Origin of the sequence: Shewanella oneidensis MR-1, assembly GCF_000146165.2 — a bacterium.
GTDB classification, from domain to species: Bacteria; Pseudomonadota; Gammaproteobacteria; order Enterobacterales; family Shewanellaceae; genus Shewanella; species Shewanella oneidensis.
Window position 1 is genome coordinate 2,654,897 of sequence record NC_004347.2, and the last position, 26,667, is coordinate 2,681,563.

Annotated in this window: 20 protein-coding genes and 1 pseudogene; 7 read left to right on the forward strand and 14 right to left on the reverse strand. The window is 42.0% G+C overall.

Translation table 11 applies throughout. The features are described from left to right. Window positions 1–108: 108 nt before the first annotated feature. The 6 genes and pseudogenes from SO_RS23515 to def all read right to left on the reverse strand — a co-directional run bounded on the left by SO_RS23515 (window position 109) and on the right by def (window position 5,748). Complete coding sequence (locus tag SO_RS23515) at window positions 109–384, reverse strand: nuclease-related domain-containing protein (protein WP_164925717.1); 276 nt, start codon at window positions 382–384, stop codon at window positions 109–111. A 341-nt stretch (window positions 385–725) separates the two neighbouring features. Continuing rightward, entirely contained in the window at window positions 726–1,106 is a 381-nt protein-coding gene (locus SO_RS11630) for a hypothetical protein (protein WP_011072486.1), read from the reverse strand. Window positions 1,107–1,445: 339 nt separating this feature from the next. After that, window positions 1,446–2,564, reverse strand: a pseudogene (locus SO_RS11635) (IS91-like element ISSod25 family transposase). Next, entirely contained in the window at window positions 2,543–3,406 is an 864-nt protein-coding gene (locus SO_RS11640; protein ID WP_011072487.1) for a tyrosine-type recombinase/integrase, read from the reverse strand. Before SO_RS11640 ends, SO_RS11635 begins: the two are co-directional and overlap by 22 nt. 788 nt (window positions 3,407–4,194) lie before the next feature. Continuing rightward, a complete protein-coding gene (rhlP, locus tag SO_RS11645) occupies window positions 4,195–5,043 on the reverse strand; it encodes a rhombotarget lipoprotein (RefSeq protein WP_011072488.1) in 849 nt (282 codons plus the stop codon). A gap of 213 nt (window positions 5,044–5,256) precedes the next feature. Further along, the gene (gene def / locus SO_RS11650) at window positions 5,257–5,748 is read right to left on the reverse strand and encodes a peptide deformylase (RefSeq protein ID WP_011072489.1); all 492 of its coding nucleotides are present in this window, start codon (window positions 5,746–5,748) and stop codon (window positions 5,257–5,259) included. 212 nt (window positions 5,749–5,960) lie between these two features. Here def and SO_RS11655 point away from each other — a divergent pair, with 212 nt between their 5' ends. Next, window positions 5,961–6,401 (forward strand): MGMT family protein, encoded by a 441-nt coding sequence (locus SO_RS11655; protein WP_164925718.1) that lies wholly within the window; start codon window positions 5,961–5,963, stop codon window positions 6,399–6,401. A gap of 129 nt (window positions 6,402–6,530) precedes the next feature. Further along, entirely contained in the window at window positions 6,531–7,331 is an 801-nt protein-coding gene (locus SO_RS11660) for a DUF3108 domain-containing protein (protein ID WP_011072491.1), read from the forward strand. A gap of 139 nt (window positions 7,332–7,470) precedes the next feature. On the opposite strand, the gene SO_RS11665 is transcribed toward SO_RS11660, so the two are convergent. Next, window positions 7,471–8,250, reverse strand: a complete 780-nt coding sequence (locus SO_RS11665) for a class II glutamine amidotransferase (RefSeq protein WP_011072492.1) — start codon at window positions 8,248–8,250, stop codon at window positions 7,471–7,473. Window positions 8,251–8,494: 244 nt separating this feature from the next. On the opposite strand from SO_RS11665, the gene fadE reads away from it, so the two are divergent. Next, window positions 8,495–10,942: an acyl-CoA dehydrogenase FadE gene (fadE, locus tag SO_RS11670; RefSeq protein ID WP_011072493.1), complete on the forward strand. Its 2,448-nt coding sequence runs from the start codon at window positions 8,495–8,497 to the stop codon at window positions 10,940–10,942. A gap of 138 nt (window positions 10,943–11,080) precedes the next feature. Here the strand turns inward: fadE and SO_RS11675 are convergent, their stop codons facing one another. The 4 genes from SO_RS11675 to SO_RS11690 form a co-directional block, all read right to left on the reverse strand. Continuing rightward, window positions 11,081–13,090, reverse strand: coding sequence for a cation:proton antiporter (locus SO_RS11675; RefSeq protein ID WP_011072494.1), 2,010 nt, complete (start codon window positions 13,088–13,090; stop codon window positions 11,081–11,083). Window positions 13,091–13,411: 321 nt separating this feature from the next. Next, complete coding sequence (locus SO_RS11680) at window positions 13,412–14,524, reverse strand: HDOD domain-containing protein (protein ID WP_011072495.1); 1,113 nt, start codon at window positions 14,522–14,524, stop codon at window positions 13,412–13,414. A 9-nt stretch (window positions 14,525–14,533) separates the two neighbouring features. Beyond that, a complete protein-coding gene (locus SO_RS11685; protein WP_011072496.1) occupies window positions 14,534–16,510 on the reverse strand; it encodes an EAL domain-containing protein in 1,977 nt (658 codons plus the stop codon). 8 nt (window positions 16,511–16,518) lie between these two features. Continuing rightward, window positions 16,519–17,097, reverse strand: a complete 579-nt coding sequence (locus SO_RS11690) for a response regulator (RefSeq protein WP_011072497.1) — start codon at window positions 17,095–17,097, stop codon at window positions 16,519–16,521. Window positions 17,098–17,189: 92 nt separating this feature from the next. On the opposite strand from SO_RS11690, the gene nosR reads away from it, so the two are divergent. Genes nosR through SO_RS11710 form a run of 4 tightly spaced genes read left to right on the forward strand, consistent with a single transcriptional unit; the run spans window position 17,190 to window position 24,132 of the window. Continuing rightward, the gene (gene nosR / locus SO_RS11695) at window positions 17,190–18,515 is read left to right on the forward strand and encodes a response regulator c-di-GMP phosphodiesterase, NosR family (RefSeq protein WP_011072498.1); all 1,326 of its coding nucleotides are present in this window, start codon (window positions 17,190–17,192) and stop codon (window positions 18,513–18,515) included. 11 nt (window positions 18,516–18,526) lie between these two features. Continuing rightward, window positions 18,527–19,714: an FIST signal transduction protein gene (locus SO_RS11700; RefSeq protein WP_011072499.1), complete on the forward strand. Its 1,188-nt coding sequence runs from the start codon at window positions 18,527–18,529 to the stop codon at window positions 19,712–19,714. Beyond that, a complete protein-coding gene (locus SO_RS11705; protein WP_011072500.1) occupies window positions 19,707–21,089 on the forward strand; it encodes a sensor histidine kinase in 1,383 nt (460 codons plus the stop codon). Before SO_RS11700 ends, SO_RS11705 begins: the two co-directional genes overlap by 8 nt. Then, window positions 21,073–24,132 (forward strand): ATP-binding protein, encoded by a 3,060-nt coding sequence (locus SO_RS11710; protein WP_011072501.1) that lies wholly within the window; start codon window positions 21,073–21,075, stop codon window positions 24,130–24,132. The genes SO_RS11705 and SO_RS11710 overlap by 17 nt, the downstream gene beginning before the upstream one ends. Window positions 24,133–24,180: 48 nt before the next feature. Here SO_RS11710 and SO_RS11715 read toward each other — a convergent pair whose 3' ends face one another. The 3 genes from SO_RS11715 to SO_RS11725 are packed head-to-tail and all read right to left on the reverse strand — an operon-like array spanning window position 24,181 to window position 26,407. Further along, window positions 24,181–25,473 (reverse strand): sensor histidine kinase, encoded by a 1,293-nt coding sequence (locus SO_RS11715; RefSeq protein ID WP_165443312.1) that lies wholly within the window; start codon window positions 25,471–25,473, stop codon window positions 24,181–24,183. After that, entirely contained in the window at window positions 25,473–26,045 is a 573-nt protein-coding gene (locus SO_RS11720; RefSeq protein WP_011072503.1) for a chemotaxis protein CheX, read from the reverse strand. Before SO_RS11720 ends, SO_RS11715 begins: the two co-directional genes overlap by 1 nt. Continuing rightward, window positions 26,042–26,407: a response regulator gene (locus tag SO_RS11725; protein ID WP_011072504.1), complete on the reverse strand. Its 366-nt coding sequence runs from the start codon at window positions 26,405–26,407 to the stop codon at window positions 26,042–26,044. Before SO_RS11725 ends, SO_RS11720 begins: the two co-directional genes overlap by 4 nt. Between the last annotated feature and the right edge of the window lie 260 nt (window positions 26,408–26,667).

The window sequence follows — 26,667 nt, forward strand, 5'->3', positions numbered from 1 at the left end:
ACCACATTGTCAGGCCGCGGGGTTTTAAAGCTAGCCTGATCACTAAAGACAATAACAGAGTAGATACCGTCAACGACGCCTAAACAGTGAGCTACGGCTAAAAAATGTTTATAGTTTTGCTTTAAAACGCGTTCGCTTGGCAAATATCTGCTGCGTCCAAAATGCTTGTTTCTCAGCACCAAATATCCAACCTGAATAATTTTTTACTTCAATCACAAAAATCCCGAAATGGGTTAATAGTACCAAATCAACCTCCGTTAAAGACGGCGTATTTTGATGCTCAGTCTCGATTGGCAAAATGAGGTTTCGATAAAGTCGATACTCTTCACCCTTTAACCCTTTTTTAAGTAAATTAGCGACCCGCTTTTCACCTAGCAGACCCAATCTATTGGTACGGTATTCGTTAAATAAGGAACGAAAGAGTAGCGAAAATACCTAATGCAATGAATAATAAAGGAATAATCATCATAGTCTTCAGCGAGTCAAATATTGACTGTATCGGTAATATGACCACGATGATAGTCCACATTTACCACGAATTGGCATTAGCTAATAAGTAGATATAAAAGCCTTACCCAGCAATATTTGGGAGAAAAACGCGTTAGATTCCCACCTCTAATTTTTGAGTTTCGGATTAAAATTTCTATGGGTTTAACGTTTGGTTAAGGGGCGGGCTTTAGCCCGTCCCAGTGAGCGAAGCGAACGATTTGAACCATTTGTTAGGCTTATTCATAAGGTAGGTCATCTGGATCAACCCCCACATAATCTGGTTCTGGCAAAACTGGCAGACGATATGCAAGTAAGAATTTACGCCCCTCTAAAAAAGCTTTTACCACTCTGTGCATACCGTCCATCACTCGCCCGTCAGGGCAGAGAATTATTGGATAGGAAAGGTCAGTAGCTTCAATTAGACGGATGTGATCTGCAATGGATTTGCAGGTTGGCTTCTCACCTTCCAAGCTATACCAGTAGGGCTCATCTAATTCACGTATGTCATTTAGTAAATGCTCAGTAACCTCTAGTCCTTTTGTGAGGCAAATTAGACTATCAACATCCCAGGCCTGAAGCCCTTTGTTGCTGTTTCTGAGGTGGTACTGTTTTCTCATAATGCCTAACGTCTTAGTATTTATGCGCTGCGCTGTTTGCAGGGCATAAATCGCTTGTTGGACTTGGCCGCTGCCACATCCATGTCAATTGGTATAAATGATGCTATAGGAATTTGTTTTTTTGCGGTAGCGGTTTTTTATACAGTTTGGAGGGTAATCACTTGATATCGTTTTTGCTTTCTCATTCTTTTACACTCACTTCTGACTGATTGTTGACCTTGGTTGACAGCATTTTGGCCCCAGATTCAGGCTGACACTCATACCCTATCCCCTCATCGGCTTAACCCCATAAGGCTGGCTGCTTTTCGCTGTCGGTTACGCTACGTCTTGAGGGCGTGGTTATCCTGACATACGTACTGGCTGACCTTGGCTGTTTATCATCACTACCGACTGCGGTCTTATCAACCCAATAAACTGCAAATGACCTAACTAGCATTGCGGACATGACCACAAACAGTCCTTCTTAACCAAAGGACTCGCCAATACCACCTGCGGCTTACGTAGTTGCCGCAGGATGAGCGCCAGCTTTTTGCGGCGGCAAGCATTGGCAAGAAAACCAAAATGTCTCACTCGCATCAGCCCTTTGGGCAACACATGCAGTAAATAACGGCGGATAAACTCATCACAGCTTAGCCACATTTGCTTATGCTGCTGACCGTCACGATAGTCTTTGTAGTTAAAACGGACATGGTCTGCGGTCACTTCTGCAATTCTTGATTCATGCAACATGCCTTTACGGGTATAACGCCCAAGGTATTCCACCACGGTTTCGGCGCGGCTTAGACACGCTTTGCTGTAAACACACCACGGCTTTGCCATTAAGGTTTCAGCCGCTGGAATAGCCAGCTCATGTTGTCGCAGTGCCCGTAATAGCTTAGCCCGATACACGGTGGACAAGGCTTTAACCGGAAACAGATAATCCGTTTTCACGCCATGCCAATCTCCCGCTGACGTCACCACCCCACCAGGGATTAAGCAATGCAAGTGGATATGTTGACTCAAGGTCTGCCCCCACGTGTGCAGCACCATAGTGCAACCCAATTGACCCTGAAGGTGTTTCCGTTTCATGCCAAACTGCGCCAGCGTCTGCCACACCGATTCAAACAACGCGCTATAGAGCGGCTTGGCAGCATAGTGCGCCAAGATGTTCAACTCGTGGGGTAAGGTAAAAACCAAATGGAAATAGCGGCAAGGCAAGACTTGCGCCTGCTGCGTAGCAATCCACGCTTGCGTCTGCCTTCCCTGACAACGAGGGCAATGCCGGTCACCACAGGAGCAACACACCTGCTGCTCATACTGGCAAGTATCACAACGCCAGTGCTGCATCCCTAAGGTTTGCGTGCGACACTGTTGAATATGCTGGCAGACCAAAGCTTGCTGCTCGGTCAGTTTATGCTGCTGTTGATAGTGGGCTAAGTGCTGCTGAAGGATATCGCTTAAATGGTAGGAGGTTGCCATGCATTTCCCCCAAGACTTGCTAGCAAGTCACAGCCTTGATGACCTAATTCCGGCGACCAATGCAAGTAGCGTTCAGTAGACTTGATACTGTGATGCCCAAGCTGAGCCTGTAATTGATGAAGTGGCATACCCGCTTGTAATTGATGGGTTGCATAAGCATGCCTTAGGCTGTGTGGACTGCATGGCTTAGTGATACTCGCTAAGCGGGCCGCCTTCGCTAACGCTTTACGAAAGGTCGACTCATGCAGCGGATAAACCACATCATGATAGGTCGAGGCAAACAACCATTCGACGGGATGATACGCTTGCCAATACTGACGCAACAGGATGAGTAAAGTCGGTGAGAGTATCACCCAGCGGTCGCAGGCACCCTTGCCTTGACACACTTTGAGTAACTGCCGCTGCCCATCGATATCAGCAACCTTAATATGGGTTAACTCACTGACACGCAAACCACAACCATAACACAGCGCCAACATAGCGCGTTGTTTCAGGTTTTGACAGTGGTACAGCAGTGCCGCGATATCTTGGCAACTAAGCAATTGCGGCAGTTTGTGCGGACGTTTCGGTAAACTTAGCTGAATCGTAAAGTCACGTTTTAGGACATGTTCATAGAAAAAATGAATGCCATTAAGCTGTAACTTTAAAGTAGCTCTGGAATGATGCCGCTCAAGATTTAAGTAACGGAAATAAGCCGTAAGCTGCTCATCCGTAATGTTATCGAGCGGTTGGTTTGCATAGTGCTGAAGTTGGGTGATGGCATACAAATAAGCGTTACGCGTTCGGGCCGAGTAACCACGTAAACTAATCTCATCATGGAATTGTTGCAGAAGTGATGACATGGTAGACCTCCTAGGTAAGGGATTATCCCTAGGAGTAAGTGTGGAGCAGCGGTTCGCTTTAGGCTCCGCGCAGCGGCTTAGTTCAACATTTTATTCGTGCGCATGCGCGTTTACCTCATTAGACCAGTGAAAACGCGCACAGTTAACTATCTGTATGCAAAGAACTTATCAGCTTTTTATCAAATACACCATCCCGGAAAACGCGCATGCGCGTTTTTCAAACCTATTAACTAAAAGTAAGTCACTATAGTTAATTGATTTTATGGAATTTTATTTATTGCGGTTAGAGTTAGTGCGCACTGTTATTGCCTTAAAATCATACTAAAACACCTAAATTTAATACGACTGTATACCCATATATTGTTTGCCGATTTATGGTAGGACCAAACATTGGTAAAAACATAAGAATTTTTATGGTAACAGGAGTGGGAATTTTCGATTGAGCTAACGAGCCAAAACACGGAATGAGCCAATATCTTTTTAGCTGAACGAACAGCGAGAGGGCTAGTTAGGATTGGCATTGTTGCAACAGTGACCGTTGGTGGCATGACCGCTCTTCACATCTGCTCCATAGGGATATGGGAAATGCCAGTATGATGTCGGGAACATCATTGGCCATGTGATCGCAACATTCGGATATCCATATACAGCAGATGCCGCCGTCGAGCCTATAGGGATACTTATTGTTAAATAAAGAGGCAGGTGTCACTGGGGAAACAATAACAATTCATCCTACTCACCTGATGACAAACTCACCTTCCCTATCTCACTAAATAACCCCAACTTAACTATTCTCGGCAGATGGTTAAACGGCGAAGCGCAAATATACCCAGTAGCGAAAGGATTAATAGGGATAAACTGCCACCGCCGCTATAGCCTTGTTTATGTTCGATGGTTGCAATATGTTCTTCTTTCACACGGGTTTTAAAGCGGGCTAATTCGGCGTCTAAGTTAGTGATCATATCGTTTACCGCTAGCTCAAAGCCTTCGGCAGACTTTTCACGCAGTACACCCGTTACTCTTACTGCGGTAGAACTGTCGATAAGTTGGTTGATACCGGGCGCCCTGAACAGCATCTTTTGGCTACGCATATCAAATACCGCTGTATCGACAAAGGTTTGGATTGCGTTTTCATTACCGGGCACCATATACATGCCGACTATGGTCCAATAAAGTAATGAAGCCTTATTCTCGCTGCTTTGTAACAGTTGATCGTAAGACACCAGTGCCATCACATCGACATCATGTAAGCGGGCAACCTGCTGCAAGGTGCTAAAACCTTTGCCATTTTTAAGATAAGTACTGGGGATTAATTCGATACGGTCAATAAAGTCATATTTAACAAAGGATTGTTTAACCTTATCGAGCAAAGTGATTTGCGAGCTGCTATCGAGGGCTTCATATTGCCAATGAGTTGAAGGTAAAAAGGCGATGCCGACCGTGATGGGAAGACGCAAAACCGGAATACTGGGCTGCTGCGCCTCACGTTGTTTATCGTCGGGATAGAGATATTCGACTAGGCTGCTGGAAACCACGTTTTTTTCGGTGGTGTTACCGTTAAAAAACGCACTGCAACCGCCAAGCAACATGCTGATAGATGTCAGCGCGCCTAAAAGAATCATTAACTTTGTTTTCATCTGTTTCCCTACCGTATCCTTACTGCGCACAGCCCATTCAGCCGGTGCTTGATGACGCTACCTTAGCGAGTCATTGCTGTAAAAACAAGCCGTTAACCTCACATTACGGCCTTTAAAATAGCTTTTGTTTGGTTTTATTGGGAATAAAACGGAGCCTAGAAATAACAAAGCCGCATCGGAATGCGGCTTTAATAAGGTTGCAAATTAAAACACTTAAGCGTATTTACGCACTTTTTTAAGCGCGATTTGCTGCTTGAGTGTAGAAAGATGCTCGATAAACACTTTACCGTGTAAATGGTCGATTTCGTGTTGTAAAACAATGGCTAAAAAGTCATCGGTTTCAATTTCAATCGCTTTACCCTGTCTGTCTAAAGCAGTGACTTTGACCTTTTCAAAACGAGTGACTTTTGCGCGGTAACCCGGGATTGAAAGACAGCCTTCTTCACCCACGTATTCGCCTGATTTTTCAACAATTTCAGGATTAACCAGCACTAGAGGTTGATCGCGCGTTTCGGACAAATCGATCACAATCACCGCATCTGTACTGCCCACTTGGGTCGAAGCTAGACCAATACCATCGTCAGTGTGGTACATGGTTTCGATTAAGTCGTCGATAAATCCCTGAATCGCTTCTATATCTTTTACGGGTTGTGCTTTGCGCTTTAGACGCTCATCGGGAATTGTCAGAATATCGAGTACAGCCATGCCTGTTTTATCTCTTAGTGAGTCAAAAAATTTGGCGCTATTATGAACTATTCCTGTGTTTTCTCAATATTCAAAACTAAATAGTTTAATAAAAATCATTACAATCGGTTTTTTAGATTTAAAATCCCGCTATTTAAACAATCCACACTTTCACTAGCACAACATTTAACGTTACACTGCCTGACTCTTTTTAAGATTGATTGAGCATTGACATGCGGTTTGCAAAGGATAAATCCCCACTTTATCGTTATTTAGAGCAGGATTTGGTCATTTCGCCAGAGGATGCTCTGGATATGCCGCACACACAAGGCGCGGCATTATCGCCGATGGCGAAGATATGGCATATTGTCGCGATGATCCCACTCGGTAAAGTCAGCAGCTACGGTAAGGTTGCCGATTTTGCAGGTTTACCGGGTCGTGCCAGATATGTGTCTAAAGCGCTAAAATCAGCACCTGAACATTTGTCACTTCCCTGGCATAGGGTACTCAATAGTCAAGGGAAAATTTCCTTCGATAAGCATTCAGCCTCCTTTCAGGAACAGATGGAATTATTGCGCCTTGAGGGCGTAACAGTGAACTGTGGCAAGGTAGACTTGTCTGAATGTGAGTGGCAACCGGATATGGCAACCTTAGTGATGTCAATCCCTTTCTAGTTTAATATATTGATCTATAGACTGTTTACACTCAATACGACCTCAGCTATAAACACTTAAGGTTGATTGCTCAGCCTATAGGATAAGTGGTAAAAGCCGCTTTCTGTTTGCGATATAAAGGAGCATGACTTGCGCACAATTCCAACGTTATTAGTGAGTTTAACGGCGCTCACCCACAGCATATTTGCGATGGCGGCGCCAACGCCTTTAACGCCTCAAACTGCTGAATATCAAGTCAATTATGGTGATATTGAGCTAGGTAAAGCTAAGTATCACTTGCCCGCCGCCGAGGATGGTATCTATAAATATCGTTTCGATAGCGATCTTAGCCTGTTATTACTGACCGACGTGCGCCATGTACTGAGTGAATTTAGCCAAGAAGGTAATCAGTTGTTGCCGATGCGCTATTTGCATGACCGTCAAGGTGTCGGCCCGACTTTTACCGAGCAAACCGCCTTTGCTAAGGCACAGGGCTTTATCCATACCCGTTATAAAGATGAAAAAGGCAAATACCCCTTCGAGGGCGATATCTTCGATCCTTTGATGGTGCAATTACAGTTTCGACTCGATATCAGCACGGGTAAAGAAGTGCTTGATTATAAGATGATTAAATCAAATGAACTCGATGAATATAAGTTCCGTGTGATTGGTAAAGAACGAATGACTATCGAAAGCGGCAGTTACGACACAGTCAAAATCGAGGTGGTGCGGGACAATAATAAACGCCAAACCTTCTTTTGGATGGCGCCAGATCTGGCTTACTTACCCGTTCGTTTGACTCACTTTGAAAAGGGCAGCAAACAGCTTGATATCAAGCTGCTTAGTTATCATTTTGACAATGTGCCTGTTGAAGTTGCACCAGCAACTCTTGAAAGCGAAATACCCACTGAGCCAAAAGTACCAAAACTCTTAGGTACTGGAGCGAATTAACCTAACCCAGAATGCTGAACAGCCTCATCCTTCGTCACGATGAGTAATGAATTACGCTTACAAATTCAGCGTAATTTCAAAAGTAAGGCCAAACTGAAGCAACTCAGTTTGGCCTTTTGCAATCTTATTGAATCAACAGCTACAAATCGATAACTAGCTCGCCAAGGCGGAATAACTTCCAATTACCGGGTTGCATGACATGCCAGTTTTCATTTTCAGTCAGTGGCCGAGTGGCAATCACGGTTACAACGTCGTGCGGTGTGGTTTCTTTATCAAAATCAATAACCACATCGGTATCAATTAATTTTGCCTTACCAAAAGGTGCTCTGCGGGTGATATAGCAAAGATTATTACTGCAGTAGCTCATCAGATATTCGCCATCGCTTAGGATCATATTAAACACCCCAAGGGCGCGGATCTCTTCGGCAAGCGTTGCGACAAATTTAAATACTGCTTGCATATCGTCGGGGCGGCGATCGCCAAACTTGGCCGCGATCTGCTCTAAAATCCAGCAGAATGCCAGTTCGCTGTCGGTATCGCCAACGCTCTGATAGCGCGAAACTTGAAACTTAGCCAGATAATCACTCAATTGGCCATTGTGGGCATAGGTCCAATAGCGCCCCCATAACTCGCGAGTAAAAGGATGGGTATTTTCAAGCGAAACACAGCCGCGATTGGCCTGACGAATATGGCTTATCACCACCTCGCTTTTAATCGGATAAGATTTGATCAATTTAGCAATATGCGACTCGCTACTCGGGCAAGCATCCTTAAAGGTTCGACTGCCTTTGCCTTCGTAAAAGGTAATACCCCATCCGTCGACATGGGGACCCGTGACGCCACCACGCTGTGCTAACCCTGTAAAACTAAACACTATATCGGTTGGCACATTGGCGCTCATCGCCAGCAACTCACACATATTTCTCGCCTATGTTTATCCAAATATCCACGGTTTGGCATTGTAACTATTTGATGAAATTTGTGGAATGACTAAAGGTGACAAAAAATTTAAACAATTGTTTGAAAAATACTTGTATTAAAACGGCCTTAGGTTTAACTTTCTATGCGACACAGGTCTGACCACAAACTATAATTGTGATCGCAATCAACAAAACTCGTTATGACCTGTGATTGGCACTCGGTCATGATTAAGGAGAAATACAGTGACTACCCTACTTTGGCTCATCGCCATGATATTAGTGCTAGGAGCCCTAGCTTACCTTCGGGTATCTTTGCTCACTGCCACTATTGCACCCGCTGTTGTGATGACAGCCGGATGGACACTCGATGTTGTCGGCCCTATCTCTTGGATTATCTTCCTTGTGATCGCGCTGCCGCTCAATATTAGTGCTTTTAGACAAAATGTAATCAGTCGCCCTCTGATGAAGGTATACCGTGGCATCATGCCCGAAATGTCTTCTACCGAAAAAGAAGCGATTGAAGCAGGTACTACTTGGTGGGAAGCGGATCTGTTTGCGGGGAACCCAAACTGGAAAAAACTGCACAACTACCCAGTCGCTCGCTTAAGTGCCGATGAACAAGCCTTCTTAGATGGTCCCGTTGAAGAAGTGTGCCGCATGGTGAATCAACACCAAGTGTCACACCAACTGGCTGATTTGCCTGCTGAAGTTTGGCAATATTTGAAAGATCATGGCTTCTTCGCGATGATCATTAAGAAAAAGTACGGCGGTTTAGAGTATTCTGCCTACGCCCAGTCCCGCGTGCTGCAAAAGCTGGCGGGTTTAAGCAGTGAATTAGCCTCGACTGTTGGCGTTCCTAACTCTTTAGGCCCTGGTGAGCTGCTGCAACACTATGGTACACCAGAGCAACAAAATTATTATTTACCCCGTTTAGCCAAAGGTTTAGAAGTTCCCTGTTTCGCCCTCACCAGTCCTGAGGCCGGTAGCGATGCGGGTTCTATCCCTGACTTTGGTATCGTGTGTAAAGGCCAATGGGAAGGTGAAGAAGTTCTGGGGATGAAATTAACGTGGAACAAGCGTTACATCACCCTCGCCCCTGTTGCGACTGTATTGGGTCTGGCGTTTAAATTGCGCGACCCTGATCATTTATTAGGTGATAAAGAAGAGCTGGGGATTACCTGTGCGCTGATCCCAACGGATGTAGAAGGTGTTGAAACCGGTCGTCGCCACTTCCCGCTGAACTGTATGTTCCAAAACGGTCCAACCCGCGGTAAAGACGTATTCGTACCTTTAAGCTTTATCATCGGCGGCCCGAAAATGGCAGGCCAAGGCTGGCGCATGCTGGTTGAATGTTTGTCTGTAGGTCGTGGTATTACTCTGCCATCAAACTCTGCCGGTGGCGTGAAAACCGCAGCTTTGGCAACGGGTGCTTATGCGCGTATTCGTCGTCAATTCAAACTACCAATTGGTAAGTTAGAAGGGATTGAAGAGCCAATGGCACGCATCGGTGGTAACGCCTACCTAATGGATGCAGTGACCTCATTAACCACCACGGGTATCGACTTAGGAGAAAAACCTTCTGTCATCTCCGCTATCGTGAAATATCACCTGACCGATCGTATGCAGAAATGCGTTATCGACGCCATGGATATTCATGGTGGTAAAGGTGTGTGCTTAGGCCCTAACAACTACTTAGGTCGTGGCTACCAAGCGGCGCCAATTGCGATTACCGTTGAAGGCGCAAACATTCTGACTCGCTCGATGATTATCTATGGTCAAGGCGCTATCCGTTGTCATCCTTATGTGTTGCCCGAAATGGAGTCAGCATTTGATACGCAGTCTGGCCAAGGCTTAGCAAACTTCGATGCGGCCATCTTCGGCCACATTGGTTTTGCGACCAGTAACTTTGTGCGTAGCTTCTGGTTAGGTCTGACATCAAGCCGTTTCTCTAACGCGCCTTACTCAGATAAAACCAAGCGTTATTATCAACATATGAACCGTTTCAGTGCTAACCTTGCCTTGCTGTCAGACTTAGCGATGGCAACTTTAGGCGGTAACTTAAAACGTAAAGAGCGTATTTCAGCCCGTTTAGGCGATCTATTAAGCCAGTTATACCTCGCCTCTGCGACCTTAAAACGCTATCAAGATGAAGGCCGTCAAACCGACGATCTACCACTGGTACAATGGGCTGTTGAAGATGCTCTGTATAAGTTACAAGCTTCGTTAGACGATTTACTGGATAACTTCCCAATGGGTCTGGGCGGCGTATTACGCACCATCATGTTCCCTTTCGGCCGTCCACTAAAACGTCCAAGCGATGTGTTAGATCACAAAGTCGCCAAGATTATGCAAACGCCCTGTGAAAGTCGTGATCGTTTAGGTAAAGGTCAGTTCTGGACTAACTCTGAGCACAATGCTGTGGGTATCCAAGAGCAAACGCTGAAGGATATTCTGGCCGCCGAACCTTTATTCGACAAGGTCTGTAAGGCTAGTGGCAAACGTTTACCTTTCATGTGGTTAGATAAAGTCGCTGCTGAAGGTAAAGCCTTAGGCGTATTGAGCGACAGCGAAGTACAACTGTTGGAAAGAGCCGAAATCGGCCGCATGAAGTCTATCAATGTGGACGACTTCGACCCTGCAGAACTGCGCCCTGAAGTCGTTTCTACCACTTCACAGGAACGCGCCGCTTAATAGCGAAGCTGTACTAGCTAAGCCCATCCAAATAATAAAAGAGGCACTACCTATGTAGTGCCTCTTTTTATCTACGAGTCCCATCTTTAAGAACTTATCCTTAGCTATTCTTTGCCCTGCTCCACTATTCCTACTCCACTATCCCTTCGCTAGCGTTTCATCCGACCTGTCGATAGCGTCTTGTGGTTCATGCTCTGATTGCGATTGTTTCGCCTTCATTTGCGCTTGTTGATCGAGCCTTTGGCGTTCAACCTCTGCTTTCTCCTCCGCTTTGGCTTTCGCAAGCGTTGCTTCTTCTGCCGCCTTGGTCTGTGCAGCAATCGCCTCTTGCTCGGCAATCATCTGTTGAATCTTTGCTTCTTCAAGCGCTTCAACTGGCAATAAACTGATTAACTCGATGCCATTAGGGAATTGGGTTTCATTGCCCGAAACGATGACAACTTTACCTTCTTTAGTCAGATACACTAAAGGCAACGCGGTTTCACCATAACGCTTACGGAAATGCTCAAAGGTGAAGTTTTCAGTTAAGTTAGTGACTTTAAGCTGCGCGCCTTTTGCCATTTGGCTAGCAATTTTGGCATAGGAAACTGCGTCACCAAATAAACATAACCGCTGTTTATAAGACTCTGACAGTTGATGGCGCGCACTGCCCTGCTCAGCATTGTTAAGGCCAAACACCTTCTTCGAGCCTAATACGTCTTGAAAATAAAAGGTCACTAACGGATTTAATTGTTTGTAGGGGGACATGATGAGCACGCGGCCAATACCGGTTAAATCCATATAGGTTTCAGCATGTTCCGAGGCCGGATTACCAAAATAGACAGGTATGTTATCCATCCGAGCGAGGCGAATGTTGTCCCAGTTACTATCGGCCAGCAGCACTTTCACATCCTTCGCCCTTAAGATTTTTGCCAACTCACGGGAAAACTTAGAGGCGCCGAAAATTAACAAACCTTGGGCCGCCCCAGATGTGACGCCAAGGTGTTTCGCCCAGCGACCCGCGGTTAAACTTTGGATCACCACTGTGCCGATGATAATTAAAAACACCAACGGCACAATCGCATCAGCGCCCTGTACATTACTCGCTTCTAACTTTATGGCAAATAACGAGGACACGGCCGCAGCCACAATGCCCCGCGGGGCAATCCAACATAGGAACCATTTATCCGCCTTTGATAGTGACGTCCCGATACCTGACGCCCAAATACTGAGCGGCCGTGCGATCAGCATGGTCACAGCGAGTACACCTACGCCGCCCCAACCTAAATCCATCATGGCATTGGAGTCGAGTCTTGCCGCCAGTAGGATAAATAATGCGGAAATCAACAGTACTGTGAGAGTTTCTTTAAACTCAAGGATTTCAGCAATATCAACCCCGCGCATATTCGCCAGCCAAATCCCCATCACAGTGACCGTGAGTAATCCCGATTCTTCCTGTAGCAGGTTTGAGCCGACGAAGATCCCCAGCATAAGGGTTAATACTGCGGTATTACGTAAATAATGGGGGAGCAAATTATGCCTGATCACTTGGCCAACCAAATAACCCGCTGCCGCCCCCAAGCCTAATCCCATCGTTAACATCGACCCTAACGCGTACAACACGTGGCTAGTTTGATTACCTGAGACAGTTATATATTCAAAAACTAATACCGCCAACAGTGCGCCAATAGGGTCAATCACTATGCCTTCCCAGCGTAAAATACTCGCCAGTTGTGACTTAGGTCGAATGCTCCGCAGCATAGGCACAATCACAGTCGGGCCAGTCACTACCACCAATGCCCCGAATAACAGCGCGACTTCCCAACTAAAATCCAACAGATAATAAGTAGCAGTACTGATACATCCCCATGTGATCAGCATGCCGATACTCACTAAGTGAGTCACCATTCGCCCATGATCTTTTATTTCTTTAAAATTGAGCGTTAATGCTCCCTCAAATAAAATAACTGCAACACCTAGTGAAATAATGGGAAATAGCAAGTCCCCAAATATGGCATCAGGATTTAATATTCCAAATACAGGGCCTAACAGCAAACCACAGACTAATAGCGGTAGAATTGCCGGCAATCTCAACTTCCAACCAAGCCATTGACAAAACAACGATAGCACGCCGATCAGTGCTAGCATCCCAGTGATTTTTTCGACCATAAAACATCCTTTAGTTGGGAAAGATAAGCAATAGGAAATTAAACCTTACACGCTTTTTTCATGCAGAAAAATGAGCTATCGGTGATAACAATAGCAGTAAAAAAATGAACTGCTGTTACACAAATCACCTTAAGCCATCGACAATTTCATTTTGCAACACAAATCCAAGAGCAAAAATAGTAATATTTTGATTAAAATTATGGATATAAAGACACTTTGAAGTGAAAAACTGTCCAATCCAACTAGCAATTGTCGAATTAATAGTGGCACTCAATAGTGTTGGTGAATGAGGAGATATTGTCACTCCCCAAACTCGTTGAATTAGAGATGGGCTAATTTTTGCCTTATTTGCTCATCAGGCAATTTATTCAAAATTTCCTCAGGGATACTACCGCGATATTTAGTGGCGTAGTTAGCCAAGCACAGTAATAGAGCAAGGTTATGATCCGTATAACTGACCTCAGGCTCAACACTGGATAAAATAATATCGCATAAGAATTCGCTATATCCCCACAATGTCAAAAGATAGGCCGATATCGCGACAATGAGTTTTCTTGTAGGCCAATCAGCAAATTGAGCCGCAAACAAATCTTGCCAAATGCGTGATGACACGATCAATTCCCCGATGACCGACATCAATGCTGCAATAAATAACTCTTCTTGCTTACTCTTTTGTAAACTCAGCGTGTTAGCTATTTTTTGAGCGTTGAGAGCTAGCTGATAAGCATATTCGTTAATTCTAAGTTGTGCGGACTTATCGATAATAGAGGTAGCCGACTGCTCAATGGCGATAGAACTAATAATCGCGCTGATTAAGTCTACCCCTAAGCGTATGATCGCTTCTTCAATTGAAAGGGTTGCTCGGCTAAAGCCCAGAAAAGCAGAGTTTGCCAGTTGTAGTAGTTTAGCGGTAATTAAGGGCTCATGAGCAATAAGATCAACAATATCTGTAGGTTCTGACTGTTCATCCTGCAGCACCTTACGGACACGTTGCACAATATCGGGCAACGGCAAAAGCAAAGCACTTGCACCTAACATCGCTCTCACTTCATGAGTGAATGGCAATTTATGAATTCGTTCAATACAGGTTAAAAGTTGCACTATATCCTGCTCGTTGAATGGTTTACTTAACACAAAATGGGCTGCTTTACCCGCCTTGCATACTACCTCCTCCGTGGTGTCACCCGTAAGCAGCGCCCTGATTGCTAAAGGAAAATGCTTTGACGCCTCAATAAGCACACTATCGCCATTGATGTCAGGCATTAAATAATCACAGACAATAAGATCTATGTTTACGTTGTGAGGAATGGATTTGGCCCAGTTTAAACCATCTTCCTCAGTCCAAAACTGCCATTCAGGTCGGAGTCTTTTAGCAAGCCGCAGGAGTGCTCTGAGCATAAAACTGTCATCATCAACAAAGAGTACATTAAACATAAATCGCCCCTAACCCATTGTTGCTGAAAGACTTTCAAAAGAAGTCAATAGCGCTAAATACTCCTCTTCAGATTGCGGTTTTGAGATGCAGTATCCTTGAACGACATCACAACCTAAGACTTTGACAATATTGAGTTGATCCAATGTTTCAATACCCTCGACAACCACTTTCATATTCAGATCATGTGCCAACCTAACCACATTCGCGACTAAACTTTCTGTATTCAAGTTACTCTCAATATCGAGCACGAGTGAACGGTCAATTTTTAGCACATTGATAGGCAGTTTATTCAGATAACTCAAAGAAGAGTAACCTGTGCCAAAATCATCTATCGCAATGCTGATGCCTAATTCTGCAAATGTTTTAAGGGTAATAGCACAATCATCAAGATTATTTAGCAAAAATGTTTCTGTTAACTCAAATTCCAAATCGGTTGGCTCAACACCCGTAAGCTGAATATGGTGTTTTATCCAGTGGATAAAATCGGGCTCCATTAGTTGTCTGCCAGAGATGTTAATGGCCATTTTGCCAAAATGGATGCCTTGACTACGCCATTTCGCGGCGGTGATAAAAGCCGTTTTAAGCACCCAATAGCCAATGTCGACCATTTGACCATGTTGCTCAGCTAAAGGGATAAATAACGCCGGTGAAACCATGCCAAATTCAGGATGCTGCCAACGTATCAAGGCTTCGCACCCAGACAAAGTATATTTGGCAAAATCAAATTTTGGCTGAAAATTGAGGAACAATTGACGTTGTTGCACCGCATGAAATAACGCCTGATTTAAAGAGATTTGGTGTTTTTTCCGTTCAATCGCTTGCTGATCATAACGCATGAACATTCGCACTGGGTCTTCAGCCATCATCAAATTACCCAGTAATAAATTATTCAACACCGTACGAGGCTCATCACCATCTTCGGGAATAAGGCAATAGCTGACCGCATAATCCAGCTTAGATGACATCAGGTTGGCTTTGCCTGTCACAGGATCAATGATTGATGCCGCCTTCTGTAAAGCATCTATTTCTGATGCAACATCCGGCAGACAAAGTACAAATTGTTCATTTGCTAGTAACGCAAGCTCCCCTCGCGCGCCCATGGAGTTGAGTAGCTGCAATGCGATGTCTTCAATGGTTCGCTGTGCTTCCGAATAGCCAATCATTCGACTCCAAAGTTCAAAACTTCTGATCTTGATGACAACAAGCACTGCAGAACAGTTGGAGTCGAGATATTGTTCAATAACAGAGATAAGTTGTTGATAATTTAATAGAGATGGAAGTTCAACTGCAGTGTTTAGCAACTCTCCATCGGTCACGGGATTTAAACACAAAACGAGGCCATACGGGCCAGCTAAACGACAACTCACTTCTAATTCAGTATGATTTATTAGCCTTATCGACATACTTTGGCCAACAGCCAATGCCTGCTCCTGCAGCCTTTGCCTGTCCGTTTCAACCAAAAACTCATCTAATGAACGACCTTCGATCATTGATGAACCTAACAGTTTTCTGGCCGTGATATTGGCTTGCACAATGTGATTAGGATGGGATATTTCGATTAAGGCATCGGGACTTGCCAGCAGCATTTTTTGAGATTGGTGTTGAAACAAGTGCTTAGCGTAGTGGGTAAATGCATTGGCGATTTCACCAAGTAGTTCATCATCCTCCCAAGGTTTTTGTAAAAAGCGATATGCGCTTCCCGCATTGAGCAATGATTTAACCGACTCAAAATCAGAATAACCACTGATCACCAGCGACACTATATCAGGATATAACCGTTTGATTTTAGAAAGTAGCTGACCACCGTCCATATAGGGCATTCTAAAATCGGTCAACACCACTTTGCAGTCATAATTGAGTAATAGGGTTAGCGCTTCCTCGCCACTTTGGGCTGTCTTTACTGAATAGCCTGAACGAGTTAACAAGCGTGTTAAAGCCTTTAAAATGCCAACATCGTCATCGACTAACAGTAAAGATTTATCCATTATGGCCTCTAGCTTAATAGCATATTTACTCTGTCCAATAGATCATGATTATCAAAAGGCTTTGCTATTGCGTCATCGGCTCCTAATCTGATTGACTCCGCTAGCTCAATTGATGAAAGCCCTGATAACACTAAAATTTTAAGCTTTGCTAAATCCGGTCGTTGCCGAATAAACTGGATTACCTCAAAACCATCCAATCCAGGCAAAGACAAGTCAAGAAGGATTAAATCTGGTTTTTCAGCAATAACTTTAACCCCAGCTTGAAAGCCATCCTGTGCCGTTAAAATCGTAAAAGGCGTCGATTGCAATGCCCGCCTAAGTGCATTTCTCATTGATAACTCATCATCAATAATAAGGATAGACTTTTTATCAACCGTTAACTCATTATTATTTGAGGCTAAAAATGCCTCTGGCATGGGCATGTTTTGTTGATGTAAGAAACTAATAAAGTCTTCTACCAAGACTCGATAATTACCCCGCCCCGGTAACTTGTGCCCCTTTAATTGACCTTTAGCAATCCAGCGGCTAACAGTGCGTTGATGAACATCGCAATATTGGGCGATATCGCTTGGCTTGAGCGTTTTCATGCTCTCGTACTCATGATTATTCTTGCTTAGTTAACACTTATAGCATAATTTTAATCTATAAGACAAATAGGACAAATGCGATAGGTGACTTTATGCCAACACCATCTGAAAGCACTCTGCCATTGATTCTATGTGTAGACGATGAAGCCAGTATTCTAAAGTCGCTACAGCGACTCTTTATCGGTAAGGATCTGCAGATCTTGTTAGCTGATAGCGGTAGTAAAGCCTTAGAGCTGATGCTAGAGCATAGAGTAAATGTGATCATCACCGATATGCGAATGCCGAATATGACGGGTGCAGAATTTCTGGCAAAAGCCGCTATTTTACAACCCGATGCCTACCGCATTTTAATGACAGGCTATGCCGACCTTGCCTCCACTGTCTCGGCAATCAATCTTGGAAAGATCCATCGATACGTTCAAAAGCCTTGGGATAATCAAGAGTTGTTGACCGTGGTAGACGAAGGATTAGCGCTCTGCCACTTAATTCGTCAAAACAAGCAACTTACTGCCAAAGTCGCCACACAAAATAAGCAGTTAAAGGAACTCAATAGTTCCCTCGAGGAAACTGTCCTAAAACGAACGGAGCAACTTAAACAAACACTTTTAAAATTTAAACACCTAGCAGGTGAAAGGCAAAAGGATGAAGCCGCCACCTTAGAAGTACTTTACAACATCATCGTAAGTTATCCCCCACTCAGTGGTGAACTGGCCCGTAAAATCAGTGCCACCTGTGAATATCTCGCAAAAGCCTTGAAATTACCCTCTGAGCTGGTCAATACCGTCACAAAAGCTGGGCTATTTTCAGAAATAGGCAAAATAGCGCTACCCACCAAGATCGCAGAAACCGCTTATACCGATCTCTATAATCGTGAACGTCGACTATTTAATGAGCACCCCCTACATGCCGAAGAAATTTTATTACCAGCGCAGCATTTAAGCGAAATGTCGCTCATCATTGCCAATCAATTAGAACGTTACAATGGTGGAGGAGAACCAGCACAAAAAGCAGGAAACGATATCCCGCTAGGTTCTCGAATATTGGCAGTGGCGAGAGATTTTTGGCTACATGTAGAGGGCAGATACGATGGCAACAAAATGAGTATGATTGATGCATTTGACGCTATACAGCTCCATCAAGGGAGTTATTACGACCCTACGATAGTCAACGCATTATCTATCTTAGTTGCTTCTGAAGATGCAGACATAGCCAATAGAGCCCGAAGAGGACTGGAAGTCAGTGCACTCAAGGCAGGAATGAAATTAAAGCAAAATCTGTACAACCTTAAACACATCCTTCTCTTACCAGAAGGCCATGTGCTCACTCCTGCTTCCCTTGAAAAATTATCGAAATATCAGCTAAAACATAAGGAGCAATTGCTGGTGGAAATAGAGACCACTGAGGGCGAAAAACATTAAGGAGTCATGGAATGAAAATCCTGCGACACTTTTTAAATGCGACAGATCCTTGTATGTTGCAGCAACACATTCGTTCAATTAAACAGGATGAACCCGCTAACTTAGCGATCGCATTCGGTAATATAGACGCCATTGTTCACCTGTCACAGGCAACTGAAATAACTCAGTTGGCAACCTCTTGGGTAGTGACAAGCTCCTGTATTGCAGCATTTTCCGATATCGCTGCTGAAGACAACCAAAATCATTTAGCTATTTTGCAATTTTATGATCCACAAGGAAGTTATGGCGTTGCAAGTAAGCAAAGCTCAATCGATAGCATTATCGAAGACAGCCAACAGGCGCTTACCCTCGCATTAAACGCCGCAAACAGACCCGGTGAATTACCAGCGTTTATTTGGTGTAGCCAATCGCCAGGTCTAGAAGAAGGTTTACTTGCAGGAATACGGCAATTGGTTGGCAACAATGTCCCCGTATTTGGTGGCACGGCTGCTGATAATGATGTTTCTGGCCACTGGTGTATGTTCGATGGTCAACAAACTATCACGACAGGTTTTATTATTGCGGTACTTTTTCCGTCAACACCGATTAATTATTTTTTTAGCAGTGGTTATGAAACAACCCGTCATACCGCTATTGTGACGTCCGCAAGCGGCAGAAAATTACACACATTAAATCACCAACCGGCGGCCAGTGTTTATAATCAATGGCGAACCATGATGGCATTACCCACACTGGCAAATGGTCCAGTGCTGGCGCAGAGCACCTTTAATCCCCTCGGGCGGGTTATTTTAGATAATGATGAGCAAATGACATTACTCAGTCACCCAGCTTTCATTTATGGGGATGGCACGATGGAATTGTTCTCAGAAGTATACCAAGGGGAGCAACTGACATTTATGCATGGTAATCAAACACTCTTGATCCAACGCGCGCAAACGGTAACCCACTTTGCGACCCAACAATTGCACGATCTATACGATAGTAAACCGTTAGCCGCAATTGTGATTTTTTGTGCTGGTTGCATGCTCGCGATAAAAAATGAAACGAGTCAAGTGAGACAAGGTGTTGAAAACGCATTAGGAAACGTCCCCTTTATTGGTGGGTTCACCTTCGGTGAACAAGGTCGATTTGCCGACGGTGTGAATCGTCATGGCAATCTGATGATCTCAGCAATCATATTTGGACACCCTAATGAGTAAAAATGAACAGCAACACGAATTGCTGATGCAATTAAAAGTAGAAAATCAAAAGCTTTTAGAGTTTAAAAAGCTCAATAACCTAATGCTAAAAACCCTGAAAGCATTTACCAATAACAAAGAACAATCAACGCCCTTTCGTTCATTATTTGAATTAATTGCACAGGAGTTAAAACCCGTTGTGCAATTGTTAATCACCTGCAACCATGAAAATGATAGTTTTTATATCGTATCAAGTACCGATGAAATGCTCATAGGACGACACTTTCAATTAGATGATACAGTTAATAGCAAACCTGAGCAGAGTATATTTAGTCAATCAACAGTATTTTTTAACCTCAATTTAACACCAAAGTGGCCAGCGTCATTAAAAGGATTATTACCGAATGCTGCCTCTGCATTAATACAACCAGTGAAGATCGCCAGTCGCTGCTATGCCATCGTGTTAGTGATAAATGAAGTCAATGGCTTTGATGCCGAAGCTAAATCTGTGATGTCAAACTACAGCAGTTTTATCGCGAGTACGCTTACACTGATGGAATATCGGCATATTGCCGCTGAGCGTGATACTTTATTTGCGCAACAAAAACGCATCGAGCAAAGCATGGCAAGACAGGGAAAACTTGCTGCAATAGGACAACTTGCAGCGGGTGTTGCCCACGAACTAAATAACCCATTAGGATTTATTTACAGTAACTTAAATACTTTTGAATTGTATTTAAAAGATATAAACACTTTTTTAATGGAAGTATGTAACTCCCACCCTAATGCAATAAAACTTTATAATAAACATAACTTAGACTTCATATTAAAAGACAGCAGCGAACTTATCAACGAAAGTTTAGCAGGTGCAAGACGAGCAAGAGACATCATTAAAAACCTACGAAACTTCTCACATCCAGATGAAAATACAATATCAACAATAAACATTTTAGAGCTTATTACAGATACAGTAAGGATAGCAAATACTCAAGTTAAAAAACATGCAAGAATAAAAATAAATCATGATTTGCATCATGCATTCACTCAAGGTAACGCAACTCAACTGAGTCAAGTTATATTGAACTTAATAAATAATGCTCATCACTCCATTAAACACCAACATGGTTTAATTGAGATTAGCATCAACAAGTTTAATAACTGGATAAATATCGAAATCGAGGACAATGGCTGTGGCATTGACGATACTGACATCCCCCATATATTTGAACCGTTTTTTACAACAAAAGAAATCGGGCAAGGTACTGGATTAGGCCTATCGATTTCAAGAGCCATAATAGAACAACACAATGGATGTATTGCCCTAGTTCATACAGGTTTGAAGGGGACTAAATTTGTCATAAGCTTACCGGAGTCTAATCATGTTAGCGATGATTAAAACATATAACAAATCAATTAAAAGACACCGATTATTGTTTTTACTTTACTGCATTACTGTTGGCTTGTTAGCAAATTTATCTGTAGTAGCTATTCCTATAGCAGTCCCTTTAAATGTTGGTAATGTTGCCATCTTGGTTATATTAGCCCGTTTAGGTCCACTATGGGCTCTAGTATGCTTTGCTTTTGTAACGTACCCACTACCGTCAGATATAGCAATCATTCTTACTATTGTTCAGGTAATACTATTTGGATTCTATATAAATCAAAAAAATAGCAGCATCATTAAAATATCCATAGCTTACGTTGCAATAGTCTTTATAGCCAACAAATTTTTATTACCAGAAGCTATTACAGATAATCAAATATCTTTACTAACATTTACATCATTATCAACTGCATTATTTATTTGGACCATTAAAGCTACAAACTTACTACTTTCCTTATATGTCAATAATGAGCAATTAAGAAAACAGTCATTACAGCACCAACTATCATATAGAGTGGGATTATATACAGCGATCCCTGCAACATTATTAATCACACTTGGACTAAATGGAGTAACTAATTTACATCTAGTAAAGCAAATGGCTTATTATCAAAATGAAGTTAACGAACTCAATAAAAATATAGAAGAAAAATTAAAAAACTATTCTAACAAGATTGAAACCATTGCAAAGCTAACGGACATAGAAGTAACTAAACGTATTTTAATGCAACTTGTAAGTCAATCGCCAGAATTTATTTCAGCACTTATCACCGATACAAACGGAACTGTAAATAAATTTTACAAAAAAGATATTAACGATGATAGGATTGCCAAGGCGAGCGTTGCTGACAGAGCTTATTTTTACGAAGTAAAGAAAACAATGTCGACTTATATTAGCGATACTTTTACTGGAAGGTCCTTAGGAGAGGACCAACTATTCGCAGTCAGCACACCAATTATTGATAACAATCAGTTCAACGGTGTTTTACAATTAGCCATAAAATTAGATTCACTATTAGAAGTATTTAACTTACCTAATGATAGTATATCTCACCGAATCCTCATTGATAATTCAGGTAAAAAAGTTTGGGGAAATAATATCAGCGGAGATGTAGGAAGTATATGGATTCGCCCAAAACACAGTGAACCGATGCAAAAGGCTTTTCTTGAAAAAAGTCTATTTAACCCACTTGAACCAATCATTTTTAGCCAAGATGCACATCATCTTATCATTAGTAATCAAGTTGGTGCAACAGATTGGAAGCTATATTTTTTTATTGACACTGATGAGTTAACTTTAGACTTTTCAATTTATTATTTACTTTCATTATTGCTGATTACTTTAATATTGGAAATATCTGTTCAATTTTCAAAGCGCTTTGTGAAACACTATACACAAGCATTAGAACTATTAGTTGATTATACTCAGCAGTGGGATGGTAAAAGCACCACAAAGAAAAATTTAAACTTTACACAATCAGCACTCGAAATCGATACCTTAGCTCACAGCTTCGTCAACATGCAACGAAGAGTCGCAGGTGCTCATCATGCAATTATATCAACAATGAATGAAGTCAAACTTCTTAATGAAGCATTAGAAGAAAGAGTTGAAAAACGAACAAAAGAATTAGAACAAGAACGCGATAAAGCTAACCAGCTAGCAGCAGTAAAAGCACGCTTTTTAGCTAATATGAGTCATGAAATCCGTACACCAATTACTATTATCAAGGGCTTTACTGAACAAATTTTACCCAACACTCAAGGTGAGGTACATAATGCTCTTTGCAAAATAGAACAAAATACTTTACATCTCCAAAATGTTATCAATGACATTCTGGATGCGGCTAAAATTGATGAAGGGAAAATGACTATTGCAGAACAAACTGTTGCCATTATTCCTTTATTGAATAGCCTCAGTGATTCTATGAAATTTTTAGCAAGAACGAAAAACTTAACTACAGAACTGAATATCGACATTGCTGATATTGAACATATAATAACAGACCCATTCAGACTTAAACAAATACTGCTAAACTTTATTAGCAATGCTGTAAAATTCACACCTAAAGGTACGGTAAAACTGGTAGCAAATATAACGAATGCAGATGAGTTATGTATAGCTGTTATTGATAAAGGAATTGGTATTTCAGATCAGCAAGCATCGACGTTATTCGAGGCTTTTACGCAAGCCGACTCAAGTACCAGTCGAGATTTTGGTGGTACAGGTTTAGGATTATTCATCAGTAAACAATTAGCTGATGCAATGTTTATCAAACTCCATATGCAAAGCGAGCTAGGAGTCGGATCATGTTTTTCAGTCACGCTCCCTGAAAGCAAAATCATAAAAAATTTAACTGAGTTTTCTAAAAATGAGAAAAAGATTGAGCACACGACACCAGACTGGAAAAATTACCATGTACTAATTGTTGATGATGTAGAGGATATTAGAGAGTTAATTGATATCTACCTAAAAGATACAGAAATTGCTGTCGATTTTGCTCAAAATGGTCAGCAAGCCATTCAGTTAGTAGAAAAATCACATTATGATTTAGTCATTTTAGATCAACAAATGCCTATTATGGATGGATTCACGGCTGCAAAAGCGATTCGAGAATTTAATAAAAGTATCCCACTATTACTATTAAGTGCCGATATTCTTGATACAGAACCCCATCAAAAAAGTCCATTTAATAAAACTATAGCCAAACCATTCACTAAAAATCAGTTGATAGAGACAATTAGACTTTTTATAGTTGATAATTCTATCTCTACAAAAAAGGTAAATGAGGAGGACGAGGATGAGTTAACAATAGAGTACTTACATACATTACCCAATGTATTATTATTATTAGAAAAGCTGGTTAAATGTGAAGACAGAACTCATTTAGAACATGAATTACATAAACTGAAAGGAACAAGTGCTTGTTTAGGACTAATTGCTATTTCTCATTGTGCTGCAAATCTTCACAATTTACTTAAAGAGCGGATGATAAAACTAAATGAGCTTGATGACATATCATTGGCTGTAAAAAATGCTCTCAAAGAAAAAGAATAAAATGACTAGGCTACCTATTCACTTCGCATGAGTGAGTTAATAGTGCCGCTAAGCAACATCCTCGGGGGATAGAATAGGTAATATAACCGTAAAGGCAGTGCCCTCACCTAATACTGAAGATACTTTGATCTCGCCTTTATGTTTTTGAACTATGCTATAGGACAGCGACAAGCCTAAACCGGTACCAGTTCCTACGAGTTTAGTCGTGTAAAATGGTTCAAATATTTTACGAAGATCACTAGCAGCTATACCTGAACCCGTATCACGGATCACGATAATAAATTCAGCGTCGGAAGCACTCACGTCGATCGAAATTTCGCCTCTTTCCTCTATAGCTTGTGCAGCATTAACTAATAAGTTAAGGAATACTTGATTTAGCTGCATAGGCTGACAATACAACTCAGGTAAATTATCTTGAAAATTACGTAAAACAACTGCTTTGTATTTAATTTGGTTAGCTGCAATTTTTAATGTATTTTCTATACCCTCTATCACATTCGCATATTGCCATTCACTGCTATCGACATGCGAGAATGACTTGAGACTTTTCACTATTACAGCAACGCGATCTAAGCCCTCAATCGATTCACGAATTAAATCGGGAAGATCTGAACATATAAATTCAAATTGATAGCGTTTGAGCATATCTTGTTCAAGTGTAAAGTAAGGTACAGAACCAATTTTATGGGTCAGTTTCTGATAAAAATTAAGTAACTTTAATAGTTTATTATTGTAATCCTGCAAGCTTTGTAAATTTGAATTAACAAATCCAATTGGATTATTGATTTCATGCGCAACACCTGCGGCTAACTGGCCTATGGCAACCATTTTTTCAGATTGTAATAATTGATTTTGAGCAGCTTCTAATTTTTTATTGAGTAAGCTTAATGCTGTATGCTCTTGTTCCAACTGTTCAGAGAGACATTTTTGTGCTTGGTAATAACTAGCAAGCTCTGTAACATCTTGTACAATTAAACAAACAGTTTTAACTTGATGATCTTCTATATCGAGCGGAAAAAACTCAATATTTTGATACATAGCAGTTTCTTCACCCGTAATTGGTCTGCTACTACTAAAATCAAACACGTGGGGACGATGTTCCCAATACGAAAAACTAGCATTGTTAAGTACAAAAACACTGTTTATCTTCTTCTGAAGAAATTTTGCTGCTTCTGGGAATAATGTTAGTAAATTATTTTCTTGTGTATCAGACTTAGCAGTAGGCAATCTATCGGTGAAAAACTCATTCCAGTAGATAATTTGATAATGCTCATCAACCACACAGACTCCTAGCGGTAAGCGCGAAGCAAGTTTCTGTAATAGTTGAGACTGACTCATCATTACTCCAACAATTGCTGCAATTTGGCTAACAGCGTTTGGACTGATGCTTCCTCCAAACAAATGACAATTTTCGAATCAAACTGACTCACTTCCACTTTAAATTCTACCTCCATCATCAAGGTACTTGCCCATCTATAGTGATAATGTTGACTGGTTGCGCTGTACATGGTCGGCATACTTAACTTTGCATTTAATGAAAGTTGCTCAGCAAATCCCGTTAAACATGCGCCAGCTAAAATATTGGCAAGCTCTAACAACAATTCATTTAAACGATCTTGGGTTAGTGGAGGTTGATAATCCATTAATTTACCAATTGCATCACACCCCTGCTTGGATAAGGTTGAAATGACTTCACCTTTAATGCTGCCTAAGAATGATTGACGCGTATACCACATCGTCTGGTCCGATAACATAGACACAAATTGTTCAGGGGTGACATCACTGATTTTAGGAATGGATAGTGTAATTTTTGCTTCAATTAAACGCGCAAGTGAATTAGCAGCTTGCCCCATAGAAATATTCATCAATTCCTGCAGTGCATCGCGCTGTTCTTCAGATAGCAACATATTCATATTAGCCCCACATCGAAAAGTGCTTCCCTTAACTGTGCGGGTTGTAACGGTTTTTGAAGGAAACGAAAGGCACCTAAGGAATCCACTAATAATTTAGCTTCTGGCTGTATATCTGCACTGATCACAATCACAACGGTTTTTGACTGTTGTTCATGTAGATACTTGAGCACTCCAAACCCATCAAGTTCAGGCATGGTAAGGTCAAGAAATAATACTTCAGCCTTGCCAGAATTGGCGGCTTCAAGAGCCTCTTTTCCATTGCATGCTTCAGTAATCTCAACATCCCAGTCTTCCGGTAATGCACGTCTTACCGCTTTTCTGGACATTAAAGAATCATCGGCAATTGTGACCGGGATAGGCATAGCATCACCTCAAAAATGTCTCATTTGTCTTATATTAGTCGTTATTCAGAATGCGTCAATGTTAGGCAAGGACAAGTAGAATAAAAATTTAGCAAAGTATTTAGAAGCTAAATTTGGCATGCCTATTTACTAGAAATAAACCAGTAAAACGCTTAGGTACCAAGGCAGAACAAAAGTCACGAAGCTCACTCATTCCATGTGAAAACCATCATAGTTCAGCTAAAACAGCGTTATAGGTTAACCAGCTCAACACTTCTGAA